Origin of the sequence: Streptomyces yangpuensis, from assembly GCF_024666385.1 — a bacterium.
Lineage (GTDB): Bacteria > Actinomycetota > Actinomycetes > Streptomycetales > Streptomycetaceae > Streptomyces > Streptomyces yangpuensis.
Window position 1 is genome coordinate 4,130,255 of the sequence record NZ_CP102514.1, and the last position, 25,574, is coordinate 4,155,828.

Sequence of the window (25,574 nt, forward strand, 5' to 3'; positions counted from 1 at the left end):
GGCCACCGTGCCCGGAGGAGACACCATGACCGCTCAGCCCGCGTGGCGGAAGTCCTCGTTCTGCGGTGACGGAGACGCCTGCGTCTACGTCGCCGTCACCCCCGGAGCCCTCGTCAAGGTCGCCGACCGCGTCGACCCCGCCCACCTGGTCCTGGCCACGACCCAGGCCGCCTGGGCGGACTTCCTGCGCGCCGTCAAGGAGACCGGCTGAGGTCCGGCGCCGGGGCCGGCCGCGCCGCGCCGCAGCCGGCCCCCTTAAGGGGATTTTGTCCGATTAGCGCGTATCTTCGGCCCCATGCCCACGCCCTACGGATCCCGCGGCGGCATGGCGTTCAGCGCCGCTGAGCTGCACGTGCTCAGGCGTTCGCTCGCCCACGCCCTTCAGTCCTCCTCGGCCCCCCTGGCGGCCGAGGAGGTCCAGGACTGCCTGCACCTCGCGCAGTCGGTGGACGAAGCGGTCCGGGAGGCGGGCCGGCTCAGAGCCTTCGTCCTGGACGATCTGGCCCGCTACCGCGGCGCCCTGCCCGGCAGCCTCCCCGGCTACCTGGCACTGCTCCGGGAAGCCCTCGCCACCGGCTACGAGCCGGTCCCCGACGACCTCGCCGCCCTGCGCGCGCTCCGGGCCGATCCGGCCGCCGCCGCGCTGCTGGAGCGGGCCCGGGCGGTCGCGGAGCGATCCGTACGGCGCCGCCTGGCCACGACCCCCGCGCCCCGCACCCGCCTGCTGACCCTGGCGGGCGGCCAGGCGGAGCCGCCGCGGCCGGCGCCCGCGCCCAAGGAGCGCCCGCGCCCCGAGCGGCCGGTCCCCACCCCCGGCGAGGTCTTCCCGCCGCGCCGCAAGCCCACCGCGCCCCCGGCGTCCGGGCTCGCCGCCGTCTGAGCCCGCCCGGGCGGTCCGGGTGACGGCTGCGGGACCCACCCCTCACCCACCCGGACCGGACCGGGCGCGGGTGGCTACGCTGGGGGCATGGACTACGTCTCCGCGCTCGTGCCCCCCTTCGTGATGGCCGCGTTCTTCATCGCCCTCGTCGTGACGATCGTGAAGAGCCAGGGCGGCTCCAACAAGGCCAAGGAGGACGTGGCGGTCGACGCCGTGATCGCCCGGGCCGAAGCCACCCGCCAGCAGCAGAACTAGAGCGCGGCCCCTCCGCGCGGGCGCACGGGTACGGACCGTGCGCCCGATTTTGTTGCGCGTTGCCGGGTGAATAGTCGGGCAATTCCGTACAAGCCGCACTATCGTGCTGTTGTGCCTCGCCCCTTGGGAGAACTCGAAGACGCCGTCATGACGCGGGTGTGGCAGTGGAACCGCCCGGTCACCGTTCGGGAAGTCCTGGAAGACCTCCAGCAGGAACGGTCCATCGCGTACACCACGGTCATGACCGTTATGGACAATCTCCATCAGAAGGGCTGGGTCCGCCGGGAAGCCGAAGGCCGCGCCTATCGATATACGGCGGTCTCCACCCGCGCCGCCTACTCGGCCGCACTGATGAACGAAGCCTGGTCGACGAGCGACAACCCCGCCGCCGCTCTCGTCGCCTTCTTCGGCATGATGTCCGCGGAACAGCGCGAGGCCCTCCGGGACGCCGTCCGGGTCGTCCAGTACGACGACGAGTCCGCCACGGAGGCCCCCGCGCCACCCGAGGCCGAAGGGGAGTCCGCCGGGCCCCCGACGCCGCCGGAGCGATAGCGTCCGCAGCCATGGGAGAGTTTTCCTCTGCACACGCAGAAACAGTGACGATCCGCCGTGCCCGCACACGCGATGTTCCCGCGCTGCGCCGCCTCCTCGACCAGTACGTGCAGCAGCGGATCCTGCTCGACAAAGCACCGGTCGTCCTTTACGAGGACATCCAGGAGTTCTGGGTCGCGGAACGCGACTCCGATGCACAGGTGGTGGGCTGCGGTGCACTCCACGTGATGTGGGAAGACCTGGCCGAAGTGCGTACTCTCGCCGTCGACCGCGACTTGAAGGGCGCCGGCGTCGGCCATCAGGTGCTCCAGCAGTTGTTGAGCACCGCCCGCACGCTCGGGGTGAGCCGGGTTTTCTGCCTGACCTTCGAAGTCGAGTTCTTCGCGAAGCACGGCTTCGTCGAGATCGGCGAGACCCCGGTCGACACCGATGTCTACATGGAGCTCTTGCGTTCCTATGACGAGGGCGTCGCCGAGTTCCTCGGTCTCGAACGAGTGAAGCCGAACACCTTGGGCAACAGCCGGATGCTTCTGCACCTCTGATCGATGGCCCCAGCTTTTCCGGCGCTCCGCGCACCTGTGGCCTATGTCCGAATCGCGCACGTTTCCCGCCTCGTTGTGGTCCTGAACCTCTCCCGGGGGGTTTGTGTTTTCCCGGCAAAAGCGGTTTCCTTTCCGCGTACTGCTTTTCGATGAAAGGAAATCCCGGTGGCACAGAAGGTTCAGGTCCTTCTTGTCGACGACCTCGACGGTGGCGAGGCGGACGAGACGGTGACGTTCGCTCTGGATGGCAAGACCTACGAGATCGACCTCACCACCGCCAACGCTGAAAAGCTCCGCGGTCTGCTCGACCCGTACACCAAGGGCGGCCGCCGTACCGGTGGCCGTGCCACCGCCGCCCGCGCCAAGGGCCGCGCCGCGGCGACCGGCAACCCGGACACGGCCGAGATCCGCGCCTGGGCCAAGGAGAACGGCTACAACGTCAACGACCGCGGCCGCGTCCCGGCCGAGATCCGCGAGGCCTACGAGAAGGCCAAGGGCTGACGGACCCCGTTCGTACGCCGGCCCAGGCGCGCCCGGTGGCATTCCGTCGCCGCCGCCGCGACCAGGCGTACGAGATCGGGCCCGTGAGCGGGCCCTGCGGCCCGCCCGGGACCGGGCAGGGCCGGCAGCAGTGCCTCACACCCCTGCTCGGGGGGTCGCAGCCACACGGCGGCCCCCCGAAGGCTTTCTCCCAGAGGCCGCCCCGGTGGAGCCGGGGCGGTGATCCGCCCGCCCGCACCCAGGGCGGTCAGATCCAGGGCGACCCCGCCCCACTCCAGCCAGTCGAGCAGCCCGTCGAGCTCCTCTGCGCTCCCCGAGGCCACCAGGAACCGCATCCGGCGCCCCATCACGGCCACCGGACCCGTGGCGACCGGCCGGCGCAACAGCGCCGTCCCCGCGTCCGACGGCAGCTCCAGCACATCGAAGCCGACACCGGTCACGAGCTGGACCGGCGGCCCGCCCGTGACGGTCCAGCCGAGCACCTTCCCGTACCAGGCGGCGTACGCGTCCTCCTCGGACGCGACACGGGGCGGCGGGACGGTCGGCAGGGTTGCGGCCATACCCGGAGCAACTGCAGAAACGCTTCGGGGGTTACGGTGGATGTGACGTTCGGCACTCGAAGATGTGCGGAACGTAAACGTCCGCGGCCGTGGAGCCCCACATTCGAGACGGAACTCTGTTCGCCCTCAGCGGAGGGAACCGGCGTCACCGGCATGGAGTGTCAGCCCTTACGGGTAAGACATTCCTAGTGGATCGGGGCGACACGCTGATTTGACCGGCTTCCGTTCGCCGTCGGCGTACACGCATGACGGGTATCTGCCTGGCCTGCGGGAACATCGTCTCGCACCATCGAGTTGGAGCAGTTGTCGGCTCTTCAAGCCGGTTTTCCCGCTGATGCAGGGGTGAGCCGTGGACGGATGTCGGCAGTTGGAATGAGCTGTCCCGCCCCACGGGACTAGCATGCGGAAGGACAGGGCGGGGACCGACCCCGAACTGCCCGACCGCTCTGAGGAGCGATAAACGATGTTCGAGAGGTTCACCGACCGCGCGCGGCGGGTTGTCGTCCTGGCTCAGGAAGAAGCCCGGATGCTCAACCACAACTACATCGGCACCGAGCACATCCTCCTGGGCTTGATCCACGAGGGTGAGGGTGTCGCCGCTAAGGCCCTGGAGAGCCTCGGGATTTCGCTCGAGGCTGTTCGCCAGCAGGTTGAGGAGATCATCGGTCAGGGTCAGCAGGCCCCGTCCGGCCACATCCCCTTCACCCCGCGGGCGAAGAAGGTCCTGGAGCTTTCGCTCCGAGAGGCCCTCCAGCTCGGCCACAACTACATCGGCACCGAGCACATCCTGCTCGGCCTGATCCGCGAGGGCGAGGGCGTCGCGGCCCAGGTCCTCGTGAAGCTGGGCGCCGATCTCAACCGAGTCCGGCAGCAGGTCATCCAGCTGCTCTCCGGCTACACCGGCGGGGGCAAGGAGTCGGCCACGGCCGGCGGCCCGGCCGAGGGCACGCCCTCGACCTCCCTCGTCCTGGACCAGTTCGGCCGCAACCTCACCCAGGCTGCCCGCGAATCCAAGCTCGACCCGGTCATCGGGCGCGAGAAGGAGATCGAGCGGGTCATGCAGGTGCTGTCCCGCCGTACGAAGAACAACCCGGTCCTCATCGGCGAGCCCGGCGTCGGCAAGACCGCCGTCGTCGAGGGCCTGGCGCAGGCCATCGTCAAGGGCGAGGTCCCCGAGACCCTCAAGGACAAGCACCTCTACACGCTTGACCTCGGCGCCCTGGTCGCCGGTTCCCGCTACCGCGGTGACTTCGAGGAGCGCCTGAAGAAGGTGCTCAAGGAGATCCGCACCCGCGGCGACATCATCCTGTTCATCGACGAGCTCCACACCCTCGTGGGTGCGGGTGCCGCCGAGGGCGCGATCGACGCCGCGAGCATCCTCAAGCCCATGCTGGCCCGTGGTGAGCTCCAGACCATCGGTGCCACGACGCTCGACGAGTACCGCAAGCACCTCGAGAAGGACGCGGCCCTCGAGCGCCGCTTCCAGCCGATCCAGGTGGCGGAGCCTTCCCTCCCCCACACGATCGAGATCCTCAAGGGCCTGCGCGACCGCTACGAGGCCCACCACCGCGTCTCCATCACGGACGAGGCCCTCGTCCAGGCGGCGACGCTGGCCGACCGGTACATCTCGGACCGCTTCCTCCCGGACAAGGCGATCGACCTGATCGACGAGGCCGGCTCCCGGATGCGCATCCGCCGGATGACCGCGCCGCCGGACCTCCGCGAGTTCGACGAGAAGATCGCGGCCGTGCGCCGGGACAAGGAGTCGGCCATCGACTCCCAGGACTTCGAGAAGGCGGCTTCCCTCCGCGACAAGGAGAAGCAGCTGCTCGCGGCGAAGACCAAGCGCGAGAAGGAATGGAAGGCCGGCGACATGGACGTCGTCGCCGAGGTCGACGGCGAGCTCATCGCCGAGGTCCTCGCGACCGCGACCGGCATTCCCGTCTTCAAGCTCACCGAGGAGGAGTCCTCGCGACTGCTCCGCATGGAGGACGAGCTCCACCGCCGGGTCATCGGCCAGAAGGACGCCATCAAGGCGCTCTCCCAGGCGATCCGTCGTACCCGTGCGGGTCTGAAGGACCCGAAGCGCCCGGGTGGCTCGTTCATCTTCGCCGGCCCGTCCGGTGTCGGTAAGACCGAGCTCTCCAAGACGCTCGCCGAATTCCTCTTCGGCGACGAGGACGCGCTGATCTCCCTCGACATGTCGGAGTTCAGCGAGAAGCACACGGTTTCCCGCCTCTTCGGTTCGCCCCCCGGTTACGTGGGCTACGAAGAGGGCGGCCAGCTCACCGAGAAGGTGCGCCGCAAGCCGTTCTCCGTCGTCCTCTTCGACGAGGTCGAGAAGGCCCACCCGGATATCTTCAATTCCCTTCTCCAGATCCTGGAGGACGGTCGCCTGACCGACTCCCAGGGCCGGGTCGTGGACTTCAAGAACACGGTCATCATCATGACGACCAACCTGGGCACGCGGGACATCTCGAAGGGCTTCAACCTGGGCTTCGCGGCCCAGGGCGACACGAAGACCGGCTACGAGCGGATGAAGGCGAAGGTCAACGAAGAGCTCAAGCAGCACTTCCGGCCCGAGTTCCTGAACCGCGTCGACGACACGGTCGTCTTCCACCAGCTCACCGAGGAAGACATCATCCAGATCGTCGACCTGATGATCGCCAAGGTCGACGAGCGCCTGAAGGACCGCGACATGGGCATCGAGCTGAGCGGCGACGCGAAGCTCCTGCTCGCCAAGCGCGGCTACGACCCGATCCTGGGTGCCCGGCCGCTGCGCCGGACCATCCAGCGCGAGATCGAGGACGTGCTGTCGGAGAAGATCCTCTTCGGCGAGCTGCGTCCCGGCCACATCGTGGTCGTCGGCAAGGAGGGTGAGGGCGAGGAAGCCAAGTTCACCTTCCGCGGCGAGGAGAAGTCGGCGCTGCCCGACCTCCCCCCGATCGAGGCCACGGGCTCCGGCCCGGACCTGTCGAAGGGCGCGTAAGCGCGACTGAGCGGTAACAGGGGCGGCCCCGGGACTTCCGAGTCCCGGGGCCGCCCCTTTTGCCGTCCGTCGGCCGGTCACCGCTCGTGCGCGCAGGCGCCCTCGGTCCGTAAGAGCTTCTTGATCGGGGGCGTCACGGCGGCCGAAGCCGGCCGGATCCCCCGTGATGCGCCCGCGCGCCAGGAGGGTAGCGCCGGTCACATTCACGGGGGCCCGAAGCGGTCGGTTCTGGGACAGGCCGGTGACAAGCCGCACAGAACAAAACGGACATACGAGGGGGTTTCGTAGATCGAAAGGGCCTCGGGGGCCCGTCGAGGGTCGCTCGGCCGCGGAGAATCCTGTCAACGGACCACGTCACTCCGGCGCGCCTACGAGCCCCGGTAGTAAACGGGGACGTTTGGGGATGTCCGGACATACGGGTTACCAAAGATGAGCCAACCCGGCACATGGCTGAACGTGCCGGGTCACTTCATGCCCGAGACGGGCGTGATCGCCCACGTCCCCGGCCCCGGAGGTCTGCTCTATGTCCGCGAAGCGCGTCATCACCCGTTCTACCCGTATCACCGTCGGCGCAACCCTCGGTGCTGTGCTGGCTCTCGGGGCCGGGACGACCGCAGCCTTCGCCGACGCCCCGCAGACGGTTCCCGCCGCCGCCGACGCCGCCGCCGCGGCGAAGAAGAAGGCCGGTCTCTGGGACAAGCCGCTGGAGAAGTACACGCTGTCCGCGACCTTCGGCAAGGGCGGCAGCATGTGGGCCCGTAAGCACTCCGGCCAGGACTTCGCCGTCCCGGTCGGCACCCCGGTCAACGCCGCCGGCGGCGGCGTCGTCGTCAAGGCCGGCCCGAACGGCGGCGGCGACGGTCCCGCGTACGGCAACGCCATCGTGATCAAGCACGCGAACAACACGTACTCGCAGTACGCGCACCTGTCGAAGATCCAGGTCAAGATCGGCCAGAAGGTCTCCGTCAAGCAGCGCATCGGCCTGTCGGGCAACACCGGCAACTCCAGCGGCCCGCACCTGCACTTCGAGATCCGCACCACCCCGAACTACGGCTCCGCCCTCAACCCGATGGCCTTCCTGCGCACCAACGGCGTCAGCATCTGACCTGAGAGCCGACGCGCGACCGACTCGCGCGAGACCTTTTCACGACGACGCCGACCGGCCCCTGTGGGCCGGTCGGCGTCGTCGTACCCGTTCGCCGCCGGTCAGGCCCGGGTCGGGTCAGGGCCAGGTGAGCAGCCAGGCATGCGCCGGCTTCGGCGCCGGCGAGAGCTTGCCCTCCTTGTACCCGGCGGCCTGCTCCTGCGTGAAGGCCGCGTCGTACACCTTGATGTTGTGCAGGCCGCCCTGCCACGGTCCCGTCCAGATGTTGTGGTGCCGGGAGCGGCCGAGCTGCATCGGGCCGGGGCCCTGCCAGATCTCCGGGACCGGCGTCTCGCCGGCCTTCTTGCCGTCCACGTAGAGGGCGATGGCCTTCTTCTCCGCGTCGTACGTGGCCATCAGCAGCGTCGGCGTCTTGAGGACGGTGAGCCCCTCGGCTGCGACGGTCCGCGTGGTCGCCTCGGCGCCCTTGTCGCCCGTCTGCACCCGGAAGATCCAGGCCTGCTTGCCGTTGATCTCGTTCACGCCGAGCTCGAAGGAGTAGGACTCCCCGTCGCCCTGGCTGATCGCGATCCGTGAGCCCTTGGCGGCGGAGCTGTAGACGCGCGCCGTGACCGTGAAGCTCTTGGTGACGTCGACGACGGCCTCGGCGGACTGTCCCCACGAGTTCCCGTTGCCCTTGCCGAGGACCTGGAACCGCTGGCCCACGGGGGCGACCTTGAGGTCGGGGCCCAGCCGGATGCCGGTCTGCCCGTAGCTGTCGCGCAGCAGCGTGTCGTCACCCGCGACCGTTGCCGTGTAGGCCTGGGACGACTGCGACGCCTCCGGTTCGGGCGTGGCCGACGTCGACGTCGAGGGCTGGGCGTTCGCCCCGTCCTCGGTGCCGCCCAGGCCGCTCATCAGGAAAAACGTTCCACCGCCGGCCAGCAGCACCAGTGCGGCCGCCCCGCCGACCAGCATCCGCCGCTTCTTCGTGCGCCGTGCCGCCTCGGACCGGGCGGCCATGGCCTCCCAGTCGGGCTGCTCCGCAGCGCCGGGCATGTCCGGACCGGCCAGCCTCGTGAAGCCCGGCTGGGCCGGGGCCGCATCGGCGGCCGGCGGCCACTGACCACCGCCCGCGTCCTGCTGGTACGGGTTCGGCTGCTGCCCGGGCTGCGGATAGCCGTAGCCCTCGTTCGCCGCCGGGTAGCCGTAGCCGTAGCCGCTCTGGGCGGGCGGTCCCGGCGGGAACCCGTATCCGCCGCTGCCGGGTGCGGGCTCGGGCTGCGGGCCGCTCGGGGGATTCGTGCCGTCGGTCATGGCAGGGAGCCTAGGACACGCACCCACCGACGGGCACGGCCCGGTACCCGTCGGCCCCGTACCGGTCCTACGGCAGCGTGCCCCTCCGTCAGCCCGGCGGCAGCTTCAGGGCCGGGAAGCTGCCCGTCGCCGTCGGCGCGTGCTCCGGCAGCCACAGCACCGCGACCGCTCCGGCCGCGCTTCCGGCGGGCGTGCCCGCCGCCGTCACCGAGCGGTCCAGTACACCGGGGGCCGCCACGTTGCGGAAGGTCAACCGGGCTCCCAGCACCCGTGCCTGACCCTCCGCGATGGTCAGCCCCAGCCCGTGCCCCACACCGGCCCGGTCCGTCGACCCGGTACGGAACCGGCTCGGCCCCTCGCGCAACAGTGCCTCGGGGAAGCCCGGCCCGTGGTCGCGGACCCGCACCACCCGTCCCTCGACGTCGACCTGGACCGGCGGCCGCCCGTACCGGGCGGCGTTGGCGAGCAGGTTGCCCAGGATCCGCTCCAGCCGGCGCGGGTCCGTGCTGACGATCTCGTCCGCGACGATCCGGACCGACGCCTCCGGCATCAGCACCTTCACGCGCCGGCTCACGAACTCGCCCAGCGCCACCTCCTGGAGCTCCGCCCGCTCCGAGGCGCTGTCCAGCCGGGCCACCTCCAGCACGTCCTCGACCAGGGCGCGCAGCGCCTGCGCGCGGTCCCGCACCAGCTCCGTGGGCCGCCCCGGAGGCAGCAGTTCCGCGGCGGTGAGCAGACCCGTCACCGGGGTCCGCAGCTCGTGCGCGATGTCCGCGGTCACCCGCTGCTCGGCCTCCAGCCGCTGCTGCAGGGCGTCGGCCATGGCGTCCACGGCCCGTGCCAGGTCGTCGGTCTCGTCGCGGACGACGCCGCCGACCGCGTCCCGCACCCGTACGTCGGGATCACCGTGCGCCACCCGCTGCGCGGCGGCGGCCGCCTTGCGCAGCCGGCGCGAGATCTGGCCGCCGATGAGGACGCCGAGGGCCGATCCGCCGATGACGGCGGCGAGTCCGCCGATGACCAGCGCCCGGTCCAGGTCGGGGAGCAGGTCGGCGCTCTCCCGGAACGGCGTGTGCAGCGACAGCACCTGGCCGTTGCCGAGCGGTACGGCGGCCCACACCTCGGGCACCCCGTGCGGGCGCTCCTGGATGTACGTCCCGCGCCGCCCCGACTGCGCCTTCTGCCGCAGTTCGGCGGGCAGTTCGGGATCGTTGAGCTTGGCCCCCATGGGCGGCTTGCGCCCGGCCTCGGCGTTGCGGGAGATGAACTGCACGCGTTCCAGCTGGACTTCGCGCGCGCTCCCCAGCATCGACACGCGGGCAGCGCTGTGCACCACCAGACTCAGCGCGATCGTCACGAGGGCGCCCACGGCCGCGATGGCGAGTGTGATCTTCCAGCGGATCCCCGTGCGGAGGGTGAACCGTCTCATGCTTTCAGCTTGTATCCGAAGCCCCGGACCGTTTCGATCCGGTCCTGCCCGATCTTGGTGCGCAGCCGCTGGACGTGGACGTCCACGACGCGGGTGTCGCCGCCCCAGTCGTAGTCCCACACCCGCTCCAGGAGCCGGTCGCGCGACAGGACGGTGCCGGGTGCGGAGGAGAACTCCAGCAGCAGCCGCATCTCCGTCGGCGTCAGCGCCACGTTGGCACCCGACCTGCGGACCTCCATGCCCTCGGTGTCCACTTCCAGGTCGCCGAAGGAGAGCACCCCGCGCTCGCCGTCCGGGCCGTGGTCGGGGCCGCCCGCGCCGCCGTTCTGCGCGCCGCCCGAGTGGTCGAAGCGGCGCAGCACGGCGCGGATCCGGGCGACGAGCACGGATCCGTCGAAGGGCTTGGTGACGTAGTCGTCGGCGCCCGCCTCCAGGCCCAGCACCACATCGATGGAGTCGGCGCGCGCCGACAGCATGATGACGGGGACGGTGGACTCGTCACGGATGCGGCGGCACAGGCTCACACCGTCCATGCCCGGCACCATCACGTCCAGCAGGGCGATGTCGGGCCGGCGCGCGCGGAAGGACTCCAGACCGGACAGGCCGTCGGGCATGGCCGTGACCACGAACCCGTCGCGCTCCAGCGCCAGGGTCGTGGCCTCACGGATGACGTCGTCGTCCTCCACGAACAGGACATGGGTCTCGGCCATGCGCAAGCCTCGCCTCGTTCTTCTTGCTCAGTGCTCAGTTCTTCTGACTTGTCGCCGGGGCAGGCTGGACGCCGCCGTCGACCACGTTGCTGTACTCCGAGTGCACCCGGTCCTGCTCGGTGAACTTCTCACCGTTCCAGCGGTACGTGATCACGTCCTCGCCCGACGGATAGGCGAGCGCGTCGCTCTTTCCGTAGACCTGCTTCGTGACCACCAGGTCGCCCCGGTCGATCTCCGCGTAGACGGGTGGCTGTTCGTCCGAGAACACATTCTCGTACGAGCCGCCGTCCGACCGGTACACGTAGGAGCCGCGGCCCAGCGCATCGGCGCAGGACAGGACGTTCACTACGATGTCCGCCACCGGGCCGCCGGTGACCCTGCCGTAACTCACGTCCACGGGATACTCCTTGCCCGTGCAGGGCTTGAGGTCCCGCTTGACCTCGGAGCTGACCTTCGGGTCCGCCATGACCAGCGCGACCGGGTCCACCTTCTTCAGGGCCGTGCCGGACGCGGACGACGAGGCCGAGGAGGACCCGGAGGACGAGCCCGACGGCATGGTCCTGGCGACGGTGTCGCTGCGGGCGGGGCCGCCGTCGCGCAGGCCGGTGCCGCCGGTGGCGCAACCGACCGCGAACACGGCTGTGCCGACGAGGACGATCGTCCCCGCCGACACCAGCACCAGACTGCCTCTTCCCCCGAAGGAGGGGGGAGAGCTCCTGCCGTTCAGATCTTGGCCGTTCAGGCCGCGCACCGCTCACGCCCCTCGTACCGCATGGTGTGGTCACCGCGCTCCAGCGCACGCATGTCCAGGTCCCGGCTCTCCAGCTCCTGCCGGAGGCGGGCCAGGGCGCGGTGCAGAGTGCTCTTCACGGTTCCCGCCGACATTCCGAGCGCCGCGGCCGTCTCCTCGGTGCTCATCTGCTCCCAGTGTCGCAGGACGACCACACTGCGCTGTTTGGGCGCGAGCACCTTGAGGATGTCCATCAGCAGGGCGCGGTCGGCGCGCTGGTCGGAGCCGTCCTCGACGGACGCGTCGGGGAGCTGCTCGGTGGGGACCTCTTCGAGCTTGCGGGCGCGCCACCACTCGGTACGAGTGTTGATCATGACGCGGCGGAGGTAGGCGTCGGCCAGCGACTTGTCCGCGATCCCGTCCCAGCGGCCGTAGGTGCGCACGAGGGCCGTCTGGAGGAGGTCCTGGGCGTCGGTGGGGTCCGGGACCAGGCGCCGCGCACTGCGCAGCAGGGCGTCCTGCCGGGTGCGTACGTACTCTTCGAACCCGAGCACCTCGCCATGCGCCTGCGCCATTTCAGACCGCCTCCGTTCCCGTCCGACCGCTCCACCGCTGTCTTACGGGGAAGACGGTACGGAGGGGTTGTCACGGGCCTGTGCGAGCCAGCCTTCGGTGGGAGCACGGACACCCATAGGTTGTGTAACAGTGCCCGTGAGCTGCGGTTTCACGGCAACAAGCGGAATTGCCGGCTCAGCTTCAGGGGTCGCTACGGGCGGTGGCGGACCGGTGCACGGTCCGTTCCCGAACCGTCCCCGGCCCGGTCGCGAACCCTCCCCGGCCCGCCGCCGGTCACGCCTGCGGCCGGGTGTCGGGCCGGCTCTGGGGGAGCCGGTAGAGGCCGCCGTCGAGGGGTTCCACCAGCCCGTCGGAGACCAGCCCGTCGAGAGCGCGGGCCCGCTGCACCGGCTCGTTCCACACCGTGTCGAGCACGGCCTGCGGAACGGGGCCCACCGCCTCGCGCAGCACGGCCAGGAGCTTGCCGCGCACCTGCCGGTCGGTCCCGGCGTACGTCTGGCCGCGCCGCGGCGGCCCGTCGTGCGCCGGCTTCCCGGCCAGCCGCCACGCGCACAGCCCGGCCACCGGGCAGCGCGCGCAGTCCGGGTTCTTCGCGGTGCACACGAGCGCGCCGAGTTCCATCGACGCCGCCGCCCAGCGGGCCGCGGTGCTCTCGTCCCCGGGCAGCAGCTCGCGGGCCAGGCGCCGCTCGGCGGCCGTGGTCGCGTTCGGCGGGTACTCGACCCCGGTGGCGGCGCGCGCGAAGACCCGCCGGACGTTGGTGTCGAGGACGGCGTGCCGCTGCCCGTACGCGAAGGAGGCCACCGCGGCGGCCGTGTACTCGCCCACCCCGGGCAGCGCGAGGAGCTGCGCGTGCTCCTGCGGTACGTCGCCCCCGTGCCGCTCCGTTATCGCGGCGGCCGCGCCGTGCAGCCGCAGGGCCCGGCGCGGGTAGCCGAGCCGCCCCCAGGCCCGTACGGCCTCACCGGGGGCCTCGGCGGCCAGGTCGGCGGGGCGGGGCCACCGGGCGAGCCACTGCTCGTAGACCGGCAGGACCCGGCTGACCGGGGTCTGCTGGAGCATGAACTCACTGACCATGACGCCCCAGGGGCCGGCCTCGGGGCGGCGCCAGGGCAGGTCGCGGGCGTGCTCCTCGAACCACGCGATGACGGGTGAGTGCAGCGCGTGGGAGGAGTCGGCGGACGTGTCGCGGCGTGCGTCGCGGGAGGCGTCGTCGGTCACGGCGTCGGTCACGGCGTCGGTCATGTCGGGGGAGGGAGAGGGGGATGCAGTCATGGCATACGGCATCCTGGCACGTTTCGGACCTCGGGGGAGGCCGTGTCGGCCGGACCCGGCCCGGTCAGCAGCACGCCCGCCCGGATCCGGCCCGCCCGCACCGCGCGGACGGCCAAGGCGGCCGGACCGGTGAGCGCGAGGACGAGCAGCGCGGCGACCGCCCCGCCCAGCAGCAGGCCCAGCGCCACGTCGTGCGGGTAGTGGACACCGACGAAGACACGGGAGAAGGCCATCAGCGGCGCGAGCGGCACCACCAGCGGCGCGAGCCGGCGCGCGGCCATGACCAGGGCCACGGCGGCGGCGCCCGCGATGGCCGCCTGGTTGCCCGGGAACGAGTGGTCTCCGGACGGCGGGCGGCGGGCGGTGACGGCGCGGTAGAGGCCGGAGGTGTCCATGGTCACCGAACGTACTGAAACAGGATTAATCTCCATGTCAGCCCTTTGGCCGGTTCTCACCGCCTCCGCCTGGGCCCGCAGGATGATCATCGGCAAATCGAGTCCGTTGCGCGGCATGTGGGGCACTGATCGCGTCGCGAACTCTCGTAAAGTTCCCTCCGTGGGATCTCTGCGCAATCCGGTCGGGCCGCTCCCCTCCTCCATCTACTGGCGACGGAGGGCTGTGCTGGCGTCCGTCGTCGCGCTCCTCGCGCTCCTCGCCGTATGGACCGTCAGTTCCGGTGGGGGGAGGACGAGTACGAACGGCAAGGGCGAAGGCGGCCCCGATCCCGTCACCTCGATCACCCCGGGCCCGTCCGGTACGGGCCCCGCCATCAGCGCCGCCCCCGGCGGGCGCCCCGAGTCCGGCGGCAGCGGGTCCGCGGGCTCGGGCGGCGGCTCCGGCGGCGGTGCGGGCAAGAACGGCGAACCGGGCAACGGTGGCGGCGCGGGCGGCGGTTCGGGCTCCGCGAGCGGCGGCGGCGCGGGCGGCCCGGCGGCGGTCCCGGCGGACTCCCCGCTCCCCACGTGCGCGACGAGCGCGCTCCAGTGGGAGGTCAAGAGTGCGAAGAACGAGTACGAGGCGAACGAGAAGCCCCGCCTCGAACTGGTCGCCCGCAACATCTCCGGAACCACCTGCAAGGTCGATCTCGGCCCGAAGCAGGCCGTCATGACCATCTTTCAGGCGAGCGGCAACAAGGCGGTGTGGTCCTCGGCGGACTGTCCGACGGGCGCGGGCAACGCCTTCTTCCGCCTCCCGGCCCAGGGCGAGACCAAGCACGCACTGGACTGGGACCGCAGGTTCAGCGCGGCCGACCAGTGCCAGACGCCTCCCGCGGGAACCGCCGCCCCGGACACCTACGTGGTCGAGGTCAAGTCCCCCGGCATGCCGGTGGCCCGCACGTCCTTCGTCCTCAAGCAGAACTGAACCCCAGCCCCGCCGGCGTTGGAGGCGCGGGGCCGGGGGGCGGAGCCCCGAATGGCGCGGCGAGGCGGGTAGGCCGAGCAGAGCCGCATGCTAGACGTACCGCTCCAGGATCGACGACTCCGCCAGCCGCGACAGCCCCTCCCGCACGCTCCGCGCCCGGGCCTCGCCCACACCGTCCACCGTCTGCAGGTCGTCGACGCTCGCGGCGAGCAGCTTCTGCAGACCGCCGAAGTGCTCCACCAGCCGCTCGATGATCGCGCCCGGCAGCCTCGGCACCTTCGCCAGCAGCCGGTAGCCGCGCGGCGACACCGCCGAGTCCAGCGTCTCGGGCGAGCCCGTGTACCCCAGCGCCCGCGCCACGATGGGCAGTTCCAGCAGCTCCGGGTGGGTCAGCGCGTCCAGCTCCGCCAGCGCCTCGTCCACCGTGCGGGAACGCTTCGCCGTCGGCTCGGGCACGTAGTCCCGGATGACCAGCTCCCGCTCCTGCTCGATCCCCACGGTCAGCTCGTCCAGCTGGAGGGACAGCAGTCGCCCGTCCGTGCCCAGTTCGACCACGTACTCGGCGATCTCGGTCGCGATCCGGCGGACCATTTCCAGCCGCTGCGCGACCGCCGTCACGTCGCGCACCGTGACCAGGTCCTCGATCTCCAGCGCGGACAGCGTGCCCGCGACCTCGTCGAGACGCAGCTTGTACCGCTCCAGCGTGGCCAGTGCCTGGTTCGCCCGCGACAGGATCGCCCCGGACTCCTCCAGGACCCGCCGCTCCCCGTCCACGTACAGCGCGATCAGCCGCATCGACTGCGACACCGACACCACCGGGAAGCCGCACTGCTTCGACACGCGGTCGGCCGTGCGGTGGCGGGTACCGGTCTCCTCCGTGGGGATCGAGGCGTCCGGCACGAGCTGTACGCCGGCCCGCAGGATCTTGGTGAGGTCCTTGTCGAGGATGAGCGCGCCGTCGAGCTTGCACAGCTCCCGCAGCCGGGTCGCGGTGAACTCCACGTCCAGGACGAAGCCGCCCGTGCACATCGCCTCGACGGCCTTGTCCATGCCGAGGACGATCAGGCCGCCGGTGTTGCCGCGGACGATCCGCTCAAGGCCGTCGCGCAGCGGCTGACCAGGTGCGACCGCGCTCAGCGAGGCGCGCATGAGCGCGTCGTGCTTGGAGCTCGCGCCGGACTTCCCGGGTGCTGATGCCCCGTCCTTGGCTGCCACTGCACTCCTCCGGTCGCGGGTTGCGCCGCCCAGCGCGGGGGCACGAGGACGTGCGTACGGCCGGGCGGACCAGCACAAAGTCTACCGGCGCGCGCTGCGGACCCGCCGTGGCTTGGCGTGCTACGGCCCGGTGGGGGGCCGCGCGGACCCCCTGACCAGGGCGGCGACCGGTCGGTCGGCCGGTTCGATCATGACGGGCCACCCGGTTCGATCATGGTCGTGGGTACGGGGTACGGGGTACGCGGTACGGGCCGGGGCCGACGGCCCCGGCCGGGCCCGGCCGGGACGGGTGCCGGACCTACTCCGCCGCCGCGGCCCGCTCCTTGGCCTCCCGGCCCTCCCTGGCCGGCGTACGGGAACGGCCGCGCGGCAGCACCCGCAGGGCGTCGCCCATGTCGGCGACCTCCGTGACCTTCATGCCGGGCGGCACCTTGCCCGGATCCGCCGGTACCAGCGCGTGCGTGAAGCCCAGCCGGTGAGCCTCCGCCAGCCGCCGCTGTACGCCCGTCACCCGCCGCACCTCTCCGGCGAGGCCGACCTCCCCGATGGCCACCAGGTTCTTCGGGAGCGGGACGTCACTGGCGGCGGACGCCAGCGCGAGCGCGATCGCCAGGTCCGCGGCCGGCTCGGTGAGCTTCACCCCGCCCACGGTGGCGCTGTAGATGTCGCGCTTGCCGAGCGCCGTGATCCGGCCGCGCTGCTCCAGCACCGCCAGCATCATCGAGACGCGCGAGGTCTCCAGGCCCGAGGTGGTCCGCCGGGGGGAGGGGATCTGCGAGTCCACGGTCAGCGCCTGCACCTCGGCGACCAGCGGCCGCTTCCCCTCCAGGGTCACGGTCAGGCAGGTCCCCGGAACGGCTTCGGCGCGCCGGGTCAGGAACAGCCCGCTCGGGTCGGCGAGCCCGGTGATCCCCTCGTCGTGCAGCTCGAAGCAGCCGACCTCGTCGGTGGCGCCGTACCGGTTCTTCACGCCGCGCACGAGCCGCAGCCGGGCGTGCCGGTCGCCCTCGAAGCTCAGCACCACGTCGACGAGGTGCTCCAGCAGGCGGGGACCGGCGATGGCCCCGTCCTTGGTGACGTGGCCGACGAGGAGGGTGGCCATGCCCCGCTCCTTGGACGCCCGGATCAGCGCGCCCGCCACCTCGCGCACCTGGGCCATGCCGCCGGGCGCGCCGTCGATCTCGGGGGAGGCGATGGTCTGTACGGAGTCGAGGATGAGGAGGGACGGCTTCACGGCGTCGAGATGCCCGAGCACCGCCGACAGGTCGGTCTCGGCGGCGAGGTACAGGTGGTCGCTCAGTGCCTTGATGCGGTCGGCCCGCAGCCGGACCTGGCTCGCCGACTCCTCACCCGTGACGTACAGGGTGCGGTGGGTGTCGCTGGAGGCCTTCGCCGCGACATCCAGCAGCAGCGTCGACTTGCCCACGCCGGGCTCACCGGCCAGCAGTACGACGGCGCCGGGCACCAGCCCGCCGCCCAGGACACGGTCCAGCTCGTCCACCCCGGTGCTGCGCGCGGTCGCCGTCCGCCCGTCGACCTGGGCGATCGGCAGCGCGGCGGTCGACACCCGGCCGGCCGCGGTGGTCCGTACGGCGGGCGCACCCATCTCCTCGACGGTCCCCCAGGCCTGGCACTCGGGACACCGGCCGAGCCACTTGGCCGTGGTCCAGCCGCATTCGGTGCAGCGGTAGGACGGTCGGTCCTTGGCGGATGAACGAGCAGTGCGGGCAGCCATGCCGTTCACGGTAGCCGCCGCCACCGACAGCGCGGGCCGCGGTGCCCCTCGGGGCGGGCGGCTCCGGGGGCGGGCGGCTCCCCCGCCCCCGCCCGCGTTCGGGCCGTCGTCAGTGCCGTCGTCAGTGCACCACCGATCTGTTCACCCGTAAGGGCTAAAACCGGGGAAGGCTTCCAGGGCGCCCCCGACGCGCCGCCTACGGTCGCCAGGTGAACAGCAGCCACCAGGCCCAACCCTCGCCGCGCACCGGCGCACACCGGGCGCACGGGCGCACGCCTCGCGAAGAGGAGCCGCCGCGCCCCTTCCGGCACGAGCCGTACCTCGACGGCCTGTTCACGTACTGCCTGTCGGTCCTGTGCGACCACGACAGCGCGACCGACGTGCTAGGAGACGTCCTCGCCGTGGCGGAGCGGCATCCCGGCCGCTGTCCCGACGAGGGCGACCGACGCGCCTGGCTCTACGCGCTCGCCCGCTGGGGCTGCCTGCGCCGGCTGGCGGAGCAGCGGCGCGTTCGGCAGGGAGCGCATTCCGCCCGGCGTGCGCCGGAGCATGCAGGGCGTGATCGTGCGCCGGGGGGCGCGACGGACGACGGCCCGGTCCAGGACGCCCACCGACAGCTTGACGTCAGCGCCTACCGCCGTACCGAGCTGGCCCGGCTCGCCTGGCCGGAGGCCGCGGGGACCACACCCGCGCAGCGCGAGGCGCTCGAACTCGCCGTCCGCCACCGCCTCGCCCTCCCCGAACTCGCCGCGGTCCTCGGTACGCCGCCCGCCGCCGCCCGGGAGCTGCTGACCGGCGCCGCCTGCGAGGTGGAGCGCACCCGCGCCGCCCTCGCCGTCGTCGAGACCGGCGGCTGCCCCAGCGTCTCCCAGCTCACCGGCGGGGACGCGGACGGCAACGGCGGCAGTGGCGACGTCCTGCTGTCCAGCACCCTGCGCGCCGAACTCGTCCGGCACGTCGACGACTGTCCCCGGTGCCGGCGCGTCGCCGAACGCGTCGGCGCCGCCGCCCCCTGGCCCGGCTCCGCCGGCGTCGGCAACGCCGCACTGCCGCTCGTACCGGCCCCCCGTACCGCGGTCCACGCCGCGATGCTCCGCTCCGGCCGGGGCCGCGGTCGCAGTCCCGGCCCGCGCTTCGACCGCACCGGCTTCCCGATGGACCCCAAGGACCGCGCGGCCCGACGCGACCGGCTGCGGGCCCGGGCGGTCACCACCACCGTCGTGGCCACCGTCGTCGCGGCCCCGGTCCTGGCCCTGTGGGCCTCGTACCGCGCCGAGCAGGGCACCGGCGAGCCCGCCGGGAACGGCTCCACCCGGATCTCCGCGAGCGAGACCGAACTCCCGACCGCCCGGGTCGACGGCCGCCCGCTGACCGCCTACGAGAACACGGGGAACGCCGCCGCCACCACCGACGGCCCCGGCTTCGCCGAGAGCAGCGAGTCCTCCGACGTCTCCGTCGAGGTGATCAGCAGCGGCCCGCCCGCACCCCCCGACCAGGCCGGTGCCCCCGGCCGGCTCTCCGTGGCCGCCTCCTCGCGGGGCGCCCTCACCCTGCTCACCCTCACCGCCTCGGGCGGCGCCCCGGTGGACTGGCGACTCTGGTCGGACGCGCCCTGGCTGCGCGCGAGCCGCACCGCGGGCACGCTCGCGCCCGGAGAGTCGGTCACGCTGCACATCGCCGTCGACCCCGAGGCGCAGCCCGTCGGAGCCTGGACCGCCCGGGTCGGGGTCGACCCGACCGGCGCGGTGGTCTCCATCCGGGGCCGCGGCCGGCCCGCGTCGACGCCGACCCCGCAGCCGGAACCGACCCAGCCCGCGAGCCCGCCGGCGTCACCGGACCAGAGCCAGGGGCCCACGCCGACACCGGCCCCGACGGAACCGACGACCCCGCCGCCGTCCCCGACGCCCGCGCCGACCCCGACGGACGGCGCAGGCGGAACGGTTTCCCCCGCGCCGGACCCGGCCCCGTCGGGCCCGGCGGGAGGCTGACGGGCTTCGCCGCAGGCTTGGCCTGCGGCTTCGGCGCGGCCTTCGCCTACGGGGCCGGGTCCGCGGGGTGCGGAGCCATCGGCAGCAGCGAGGCCAGCCGGGCCTCGCACAGCCGCACGAGCGCCTCGTACCCCTCCTTGCCCATCAGCTCCGTCAGCTCGGCCCGGTACGACACGTACACCGGGTCCCCGGCACCGTGCGCGGACGTCGCCGACGTGCACCACCAGTGCAGGTCGTGGCCACCGGGGCCCCAGCCCCGGCGGTCGTACTCGCCGATCGACACCTGGAGCACCCGGGTGTCGTCGGGCCGGTCGATCCAGTCGTACGTCCGGCGGATCGGCAGCTGCCAGCAGACGTCCGGCTTGGTCTCCAGCGGCTCCCGGCCCTCCTTCAGCGCGAGGATGTGCAGCGAGCAGCCGGCCCCGGCGGGGAACCCGGGCCGGTTCAGGAAGATGCACGCGCCGTCCCAGCGTCGGGTCTGCTTCTCCCCGTCGTCGTCGTTCTGCGTCCACCCGCTCTCGCTGCCGACGTCGTGGAACTGCCACAGCTCGGGTGTCAGCCGGGCCACGTGCTCCGCGACGCGCTTCTCGTCGTCCTCGTCGGAGAAGTGCGCGCCGAGCGTGCAGCATCCGTCCGAGGCCCGGCCCGCCTGGATGCCCTGGCAGCCGCTGCCGAAGATGCAGGTCCAACGCGAGGTCAGCCACGTCAGGTCGCAGCGGAAGACCTGCTCGTCGTCGGCGGGGTCGGGGAATTCCACCCAGGCGCGGGGGAAGTCGAGCCCCTTCTCGTCTGCCACGGCGGTCCTGCCCTTCGCGGGCTTGCCCGGCTTGCCCGCCTTGTCGGGCCGGCCGGGCTTGCTGTTCTTGGCGCGCCGGGTGCTCGCGCCCTGGTCGTCCTTGCCCGTGTCCTTCTCCGGCCGGGTCTTGTTGGCCTTCTTCGTATTTGGCACAAACCCAAGCCTAAGCGCCCCTTACGCAACCCCTGAGCGTTCCTCGCAGTAGCGTTTCCCCCTATGAGACTCGGTGTCCTTGATGTGGGTTCGAATACCGTCCATCTGCTGGTGGTGGACGCGCACCCCGGTGCGCGCCCGCAGCCGGCGCACTCGCACAAGGTGGAAATAAGGCTGGCGGAGCTCCTCGACGACGCCGGCGCCGTCACCCCCGCGGGCGTCGAGCGTCTCCTCTCGGTCGTCAACGAGGCGGTACAGGCCGCGGAGGACAAGGGCTGTGAGGACGTCCTCCCCTTCGCGACCAGCGCGGTGCGCGAGGCCACCAACGCCGACGAGGTACTGGCCCGCGTCAAGGCCGAGACGGGCGTCGACCTGCCGGTGCTGAGCGGGGAGGACGAGGCGCGGCTCACCTTCCTCGCCGCGCGCCGCTGGTTCGGCTGGTCGGCCGGGAAGCTGCTGGTCCTGGACATCGGCGGCGGCTCCCTGGAGATCGCGTACGGCATCGACGAGGACCCGGACGCAGCCGTCTCCCTCCCGCTCGGCGCGGGCCGCCTCACCTCGGGGTGGCTCCCGGGGGACCCGCCGGACCCCCTGGACATCCGGGCGCTGCGGCGGCACGTGCGGACGGAGATCGCGCGGACGGTCCGCGAGTTCAGCCGGTTCGGTGCCCCGGACCACGTGGTGGCGACGTCCAAGACCTTCAAGCAGCTGGCCCGCATCGCGGGCGCCGCCCGCTCGGCGGACGGCCTGTACGTGCAGCGGGACCTCAGCCGCAAGGCCCTGGAGGAATGGGTCCCGCGCCTGGCCGAGATGACGACGGCCCAGCGCTCCACCCTGCCGGGCGTCTCGGAGGGCCGTGCCAACCAGCTGCTGGCGGGTGCGCTCGTCGCCGAGGCCACGATGGACCTCTTCGGCGTCGAGGAGCTGGAGATCTGCCCGTGGGCCCTGCGCGAGGGCGTGATCCTGCGCAGGCTGGACCACCTCCCCACCCCGGGCACCGCACCGGCGTAGCGAGTACGGGGGTCGGGGGACGTGGGGTACGGGGGCACGGGGGCACGGGGGCACGCGCGGGCGGAGGCCCACCCCCGCGGCCCCGCCCTCAGGGCGCAGTGTGGTCGGGGCACGGCGGCAGCCGACGGGGCGGTGCGGGGGAGCGGGAGCCGTGAGGGGCGGCGGCTTCGACGGTGCGGGGTGGTGTGGGGGCGGGAGCTGCCCGGGCCTTGGTCAGTGACGCGTATGGGGGTTTCCCGGCAGTCCCATCGTCTCTCCGTGTCGTGCCGGTCCCTCAAGGGCGCTCCTTCGTCGCGTCGCTTCGCGATGGCCTGCGGCCACCCTTGACCGACCGTCCCGCCCCGGAAATCCGAAAGACTGCCGGGAAACCCCCAAAAGGACGGGCCGGGGGGAGAAAGAGACAGACGGGGCGGTGCCCTGCCCGGGCGAAGCCCGGAGCGCCCCCAATCGCTACGCGCTCCTGCCCGACGGCGTCTGCCAGCCCCTGTGGCTGGTCATAAGCCGCCACTAATCGCTACGCGCTCCTCCAAGACGGCGTCTGCGAGCCCCGTGGGCTGGGTCATAGGCCGCCATCGATCGCTACGCGCTTCTCGAAGACTGCGTCTGCGAGCCCCTTGGGTCGGGCAGGGGCCGCCCACATCTGCCACGCGCTTTTCAATCACGCGTCTGCGGGCACCTGTGATCGGCCACAGGCCGCCATCGATCGCTACGCGCTTCTCCGAGACGGCGTCCGCCCCCAGTTGGGGGCTGATCGGGGCGAATGGGAGGTCCGAAAGGCCGATCCATCGGCCCAGCCGAACTCAATCCCCGTCAGGGCCACTGCGAGATCCCATCTGCCCGCCCAGAAGAGGGCAATTGGGGCATATTGCAGGCTCTTTGGGGCTCGCACCCTCCCAGACCCGGATTGACTTCGTCTCAGCCGTCATCTGCCGGATTTCCGGCCCACGACCGCCTTCGGACGCCGTCCGTGGTGGGTGAAGGAAGGTATCTGCGGCTTCTGGCCAGCCCCGGGCGGTCTCCGGGCGCGTGATCGAGAAGCGCGTAGCGATCGATGGCGGCCTATGGCCAGCCCACGGGGCTTGCAGACGCCGTCCTCGAGGAGCGCGTAGCGATTGATGGCGGCCTATGTCCGGCCCATGAGGCTCGCAGACGCCGTCTTGGAGGAGCGCGTAGCGATTAGTGGCGGCTTATGACCAGCCACAGGGGCTGGCAGACGCCGTCGGGCAGGAGCGCGTAGCGATTGGGGGCGCTCCGGGCTTCGCCCGGGCAGGGCACCGCCCCGTCTGTCTCTTTCTCCCCCCGGCCCGTCCTTTTGGGGGTTTCCCGGCAGTCTTTCGGATTTCCGGGGCGGGACGGTCGGTCAAGGGGGGCCGCAGGCCATCGCGAAGCGACGCGACGAAGGAGCGCCCTTGAGGGACCGGCACGACACGGAGAGACGATGGGACTGCCGGGAAACCCCCATACGCGTCACTGATGCCGCCCAAGAGGATCCCGCCCCCACCACCACCCCGCACCGTCGAAGCCGCCGCCCCTAACGGCTCCCGATCCCCCGCACCGCCCCGCCTGCTCCTGCCGTGCTCCGACCACACCGCGCCCTGAGGTGGGTGGGCAGCCACCGGCCCGGAGGGCGGGGCCGCGGGGGTGGGGCCCCCGCCCGCGCCCCGGCACGGGCTGTCGGTGCTGAGGGGGAGGATGGTGACCATGAGTCACAACATCTCGTACTCCACGGCGGACAAGGCCGACGTGCTGGCCTTCCTCGGCAGCCAGGGCGATCTCACGGCGGATCAGCTGCGCCGGCTGGAGAGCATGCGCAGGTACGCCCGGGCCTACCAGGACAACCTGGACCGCCAGGGCGTGGAGTGGGGGCTGTCCGTTCCCGATGCCCTGGAGCACCTGATCGCGGGCCGCACCGACTCGGACGCGGACTGCGCGGGCAACGCCTACACCACCGCCCTGCAGTTCGTCATCGACTTCAACGCCTCCGACTCGATGCACCTCGGCACGTACTCCAGGCCCAGCACCTTCTTCGGCCTCGTGGACGACGAGATGCGCCGTCTCGGTGTGCCGGCCGAACTGCTGCCGCACGGGTTCCTCTACGGCGGGACGCCCGTCGAGTTCCCGGACATCCCCTGGTCGACGGACGGGTACCCGGCCATCGGCCACCTGCCCCTCGCGAGGGCCAAGGACGCCGCCGGGGCGTACCGGGCCGTCCTGGACCGGATGGACCCCGACTTCCGCTACGACGTGCAGGAACTCATCGACAAGCTCGAGGAGGAGCACCGGGAGTGGGAGCGCGCGACGGAGAAGCTCGACTGGTACACCCAGGACACGCTCTTCTTCCGGCTCGTCTGACGGCCGGAACGGGGCCCGCGTGGCGGCCGTCACGTACCGGGCGGGCGCGGGCCCCGTACCCTGTCCCCGTGGCAGAACCCGTCCGCATCCCGACCGCGAAAGTCGCCCTGTCCACCGCCTCCGTCTATCCGGAGTCCACGGCGACCGCCTTCGAGATCGCCGCACGCCTCGGATACGACGGCGTCGAGGTCATGGTGTGGACGGATCCGGTCAGCCAGGACATCGACGCGCTGCGCCGCCTCTCGGACCACCACCAGGTGCCGATCCTCGCCGTCCACGCCCCCTGCCTGCTGATCACCCAGCGGGTGTGGTCCACCGATCCGTGGGTCAAGCTGCAGCGTGCCCGGTCGGCGGCTGAGCGGCTCGGCGCGTCCACCGTGGTCGTGCATCCGCCCTTCCGGTGGCAGCGCCAGTACGCGCGGGAGTTCGTCTCCGGCATCTGGCGGATGGCGGAGGAGACCGACGTCCGGTTCGCCGTGGAGAACATGTACCCGTGGCGGTACCGGGACCGCGAGATGCTCGCCTACGCCCCGGAGTGGGACGTGACGAAGGACGACTACCGGCACTTCACCGTCGACCTGTCGCACACCGCGACCGCCCGTACGGACGCGACCGCGATGATCGACCGGATGGGGGACCGGCTGGCCCACGTGCACCTCGCCGACGGCAACGGGTCGGCGAAGGACGAGCACCTGGTCCCCGGCCGGGGTACGCAGCCCTGCGCCGAGCTGCTGGAACGCCTGGCCCGCAGCTCCTTCGACGGCCACGTGGTGATCGAGGTCAACACGCGGCGCGCGATGTCCTCCGCCGAGCGCGAGGCCGATCTCGCCGAGGCGCTGGCCTTCACGCGCCTGCACCTGGCCGCCGCCGGGCGCGACGGGGCCCGGCGGCCGTGACCGGGGAGAGCGGCCCGCGCCGCCGGGGGCCGGGCCGGCCCCGCCAGGACGAGGCCGAGGAGGGTCCGGGCACCCAGGAACGCATCCGGCTCGCCGCCCGTGAGGTGTTCGCCGAGCGCGGCTACGACAAGACGTCCGTGCGCGGCGTCGCGAAGGTCGCCGGCGTGGACCCGGCCCTGGTGCACCACTACTTCGGCAGCAAGGACGACCTGTTCGCCGCGGCCATCGAGATGAGCATGGAGCCCGCCCTGGTGGATCCGGCCGTCATCGGCGAGGGGCCCGACGGCATCGGCGAGCGCCTCGCCCGCTACTTCCTCGGCGTCTGGGAGAACCCGGTCACCCGGGCCCCGCTGCTCGCCGTGATCCGGTCTGCGCTCACCCACGAGGCCGCCGCGAAGGTGCTGCGCGGGCTGGTGCTGCGCCGGGTCCTGGAGCGGGTCGCCGCCGACCTGGACGTTCCCGATCCGACCTTCCGCGCCGAGCTCGCGGCCTCCCACATGGTCGGGATCGCGATCCTGCGCTACGTCCTGCAGGTCGAGCCCCTCGCGTCCGCCGACCCCGAGGACATCGTGGCGCTCGTGGCCCCTACGCTCCAGCGGTACCTGACCGAGGACTGAGCCGCTCGTCCCGCCATGCGGACATGCCGTCCGGATCCCGGGCGGTGGG

General features: G+C 72.0%; 25 protein-coding genes. 14 read left to right on the plus strand and 11 right to left on the minus strand.

Annotated elements, in window-relative coordinates:
* Nucleotides 1-25: 25 nt before the first annotated feature.
* From NRK68_RS18885 to NRK68_RS18910, 6 genes are all read left to right on the plus strand, one after another.
* Complete coding sequence (locus tag NRK68_RS18885) at nucleotides 26-211, plus strand: DUF397 domain-containing protein (protein WP_030817586.1); 186 nt, start codon at nucleotides 26-28, stop codon at nucleotides 209-211.
* Between the two features lie 84 nt (nucleotides 212-295).
* Nucleotides 296-880, plus strand: coding sequence for a hypothetical protein (locus tag NRK68_RS18890; protein WP_257856280.1), 585 nt, complete (start codon nucleotides 296-298; stop codon nucleotides 878-880).
* A gap of 87 nt (nucleotides 881-967) precedes the next feature.
* The gene (locus NRK68_RS18895) at nucleotides 968-1,135 is read left to right on the plus strand and encodes a hypothetical protein (RefSeq protein ID WP_257856281.1); all 168 of its coding nucleotides are present in this window, start codon (nucleotides 968-970) and stop codon (nucleotides 1,133-1,135) included.
* 111 nt (nucleotides 1,136-1,246) lie between these two features.
* Nucleotides 1,247-1,687, plus strand: coding sequence for a BlaI/MecI/CopY family transcriptional regulator (locus NRK68_RS18900; RefSeq protein WP_183066667.1), 441 nt, complete (start codon nucleotides 1,247-1,249; stop codon nucleotides 1,685-1,687).
* 11 nt (nucleotides 1,688-1,698) lie between these two features.
* Nucleotides 1,699-2,229: an amino-acid N-acetyltransferase gene (locus NRK68_RS18905; RefSeq protein ID WP_046777941.1), complete on the plus strand. Its 531-nt coding sequence runs from the start codon at nucleotides 1,699-1,701 to the stop codon at nucleotides 2,227-2,229.
* A 165-nt stretch (nucleotides 2,230-2,394) separates the two neighbouring features.
* Entirely contained in the window at nucleotides 2,395-2,730 is a 336-nt protein-coding gene (locus NRK68_RS18910) for a histone-like nucleoid-structuring protein Lsr2 (RefSeq protein ID WP_030027396.1), read from the plus strand.
* Here the strand turns inward: NRK68_RS18910 and NRK68_RS18915 are convergent.
* A complete protein-coding gene (locus NRK68_RS18915; protein WP_183066668.1) occupies nucleotides 2,709-3,290 on the minus strand; it encodes an SCO3374 family protein in 582 nt (193 codons plus the stop codon). The genes NRK68_RS18910 and NRK68_RS18915 overlap by 22 nt on opposite strands.
* A gap of 463 nt (nucleotides 3,291-3,753) precedes the next feature.
* Here NRK68_RS18915 and NRK68_RS18920 point away from each other — a divergent pair, with 463 nt between their 5' ends.
* Together NRK68_RS18920 and NRK68_RS18925 are read left to right on the plus strand one after the other, a co-directional pair.
* Nucleotides 3,754-6,279, plus strand: coding sequence for an ATP-dependent Clp protease ATP-binding subunit (locus tag NRK68_RS18920; protein ID WP_183066669.1), 2,526 nt, complete (start codon nucleotides 3,754-3,756; stop codon nucleotides 6,277-6,279).
* Between the two features lie 523 nt (nucleotides 6,280-6,802).
* Entirely contained in the window at nucleotides 6,803-7,384 is a 582-nt protein-coding gene (locus tag NRK68_RS18925) for a M23 family metallopeptidase (RefSeq protein WP_183066670.1), read from the plus strand.
* 117 nt (nucleotides 7,385-7,501) lie between these two features.
* Here the strand turns inward: NRK68_RS18925 and NRK68_RS18930 are convergent, their stop codons facing one another.
* From NRK68_RS18930 to NRK68_RS18960, 7 genes are all read right to left on the minus strand, one after another.
* A complete protein-coding gene (locus tag NRK68_RS18930; RefSeq protein WP_257856282.1) occupies nucleotides 7,502-8,680 on the minus strand; it encodes a LamG-like jellyroll fold domain-containing protein in 1,179 nt (392 codons plus the stop codon).
* 88 nt (nucleotides 8,681-8,768) lie between these two features.
* On the minus strand, nucleotides 8,769-10,109 hold the full coding sequence (gene cseC / locus NRK68_RS18935; protein WP_183066672.1) for a two-component system sensor histidine kinase CseC: 1,341 nt from the start codon (nucleotides 10,107-10,109) through the stop codon (nucleotides 8,769-8,771).
* Nucleotides 10,106-10,819 (minus strand): two-component system response regulator CseB, encoded by a 714-nt coding sequence (cseB, locus tag NRK68_RS18940; protein WP_046780900.1) that lies wholly within the window; start codon nucleotides 10,817-10,819, stop codon nucleotides 10,106-10,108. The genes cseC and cseB overlap by 4 nt, the downstream gene beginning before the upstream one ends.
* 34 nt (nucleotides 10,820-10,853) lie before the next feature.
* The gene (locus tag NRK68_RS18945; protein WP_257856283.1) at nucleotides 10,854-11,492 is read right to left on the minus strand and encodes a hypothetical protein; all 639 of its coding nucleotides are present in this window, start codon (nucleotides 11,490-11,492) and stop codon (nucleotides 10,854-10,856) included.
* A gap of 65 nt (nucleotides 11,493-11,557) precedes the next feature.
* Complete coding sequence (locus NRK68_RS18950; protein ID WP_030763752.1) at nucleotides 11,558-12,124, minus strand: SigE family RNA polymerase sigma factor; 567 nt, start codon at nucleotides 12,122-12,124, stop codon at nucleotides 11,558-11,560.
* A 274-nt stretch (nucleotides 12,125-12,398) separates the two neighbouring features.
* Nucleotides 12,399-13,400, minus strand: a complete 1,002-nt coding sequence (locus NRK68_RS18955) for an iron-sulfur binding domain-containing protein (RefSeq protein ID WP_257856284.1) — start codon at nucleotides 13,398-13,400, stop codon at nucleotides 12,399-12,401.
* Nucleotides 13,397-13,795, minus strand: a complete 399-nt coding sequence (locus NRK68_RS18960; RefSeq protein ID WP_373023622.1) for a phosphatase PAP2 family protein — start codon at nucleotides 13,793-13,795, stop codon at nucleotides 13,397-13,399. Before NRK68_RS18960 ends, NRK68_RS18955 begins: the two co-directional genes overlap by 4 nt.
* A gap of 160 nt (nucleotides 13,796-13,955) precedes the next feature.
* On the opposite strand from NRK68_RS18960, the gene NRK68_RS18965 reads away from it, so the two are divergent.
* The gene (locus NRK68_RS18965) at nucleotides 13,956-14,762 is read left to right on the plus strand and encodes a hypothetical protein (RefSeq protein ID WP_257856285.1); all 807 of its coding nucleotides are present in this window, start codon (nucleotides 13,956-13,958) and stop codon (nucleotides 14,760-14,762) included.
* A gap of 90 nt (nucleotides 14,763-14,852) precedes the next feature.
* On the opposite strand, the gene disA is transcribed toward NRK68_RS18965, so the two are convergent.
* Nucleotides 14,853-15,977 (minus strand): DNA integrity scanning diadenylate cyclase DisA, encoded by a 1,125-nt coding sequence (gene disA / locus NRK68_RS18970; protein ID WP_030817598.1) that lies wholly within the window; start codon nucleotides 15,975-15,977, stop codon nucleotides 14,853-14,855.
* Between the two features lie 298 nt (nucleotides 15,978-16,275).
* Nucleotides 16,276-17,712, minus strand: coding sequence for a DNA repair protein RadA (gene radA, locus NRK68_RS18975; protein WP_183066678.1), 1,437 nt, complete (start codon nucleotides 17,710-17,712; stop codon nucleotides 16,276-16,278).
* A 209-nt stretch (nucleotides 17,713-17,921) separates the two neighbouring features.
* On the opposite strand from radA, the gene NRK68_RS18980 reads away from it, so the two are divergent.
* Nucleotides 17,922-19,700, plus strand: a complete 1,779-nt coding sequence (locus NRK68_RS18980; protein WP_257856286.1) for a BACON domain-containing protein — start codon at nucleotides 17,922-17,924, stop codon at nucleotides 19,698-19,700.
* 46 nt (nucleotides 19,701-19,746) lie between these two features.
* Here the strand turns inward: NRK68_RS18980 and NRK68_RS18985 are convergent, their stop codons facing one another.
* The gene (locus NRK68_RS18985) at nucleotides 19,747-20,496 is read right to left on the minus strand and encodes a DUF3109 family protein (protein WP_257857882.1); all 750 of its coding nucleotides are present in this window, start codon (nucleotides 20,494-20,496) and stop codon (nucleotides 19,747-19,749) included.
* Between the two features lie 216 nt (nucleotides 20,497-20,712).
* Here NRK68_RS18985 and NRK68_RS18990 point away from each other — a divergent pair, with 216 nt between their 5' ends.
* The 4 genes from NRK68_RS18990 to NRK68_RS19005 all read left to right on the plus strand — a co-directional run bounded on the left by NRK68_RS18990 (nucleotide 20,713) and on the right by NRK68_RS19005 (nucleotide 25,525).
* Entirely contained in the window at nucleotides 20,713-21,660 is a 948-nt protein-coding gene (locus tag NRK68_RS18990) for a Ppx/GppA family phosphatase (protein ID WP_183066681.1), read from the plus strand.
* A gap of 1,701 nt (nucleotides 21,661-23,361) precedes the next feature.
* A complete protein-coding gene (locus tag NRK68_RS18995; RefSeq protein WP_257856287.1) occupies nucleotides 23,362-24,012 on the plus strand; it encodes a DUF7691 family protein in 651 nt (216 codons plus the stop codon).
* Nucleotides 24,013-24,080: 68 nt separating this feature from the next.
* Nucleotides 24,081-24,908: a sugar phosphate isomerase/epimerase family protein gene (locus tag NRK68_RS19000; RefSeq protein ID WP_183066683.1), complete on the plus strand. Its 828-nt coding sequence runs from the start codon at nucleotides 24,081-24,083 to the stop codon at nucleotides 24,906-24,908.
* Nucleotides 24,905-25,525 carry a TetR/AcrR family transcriptional regulator gene (locus NRK68_RS19005; protein WP_257856288.1) on the plus strand — a complete coding sequence of 207 codons (621 nt, stop codon included), beginning with the start codon at nucleotides 24,905-24,907 and terminating at the stop codon, nucleotides 25,523-25,525. Before NRK68_RS19000 ends, NRK68_RS19005 begins: the two co-directional genes overlap by 4 nt.
* Nucleotides 25,526-25,574: the final 49 nt, after the last annotated feature.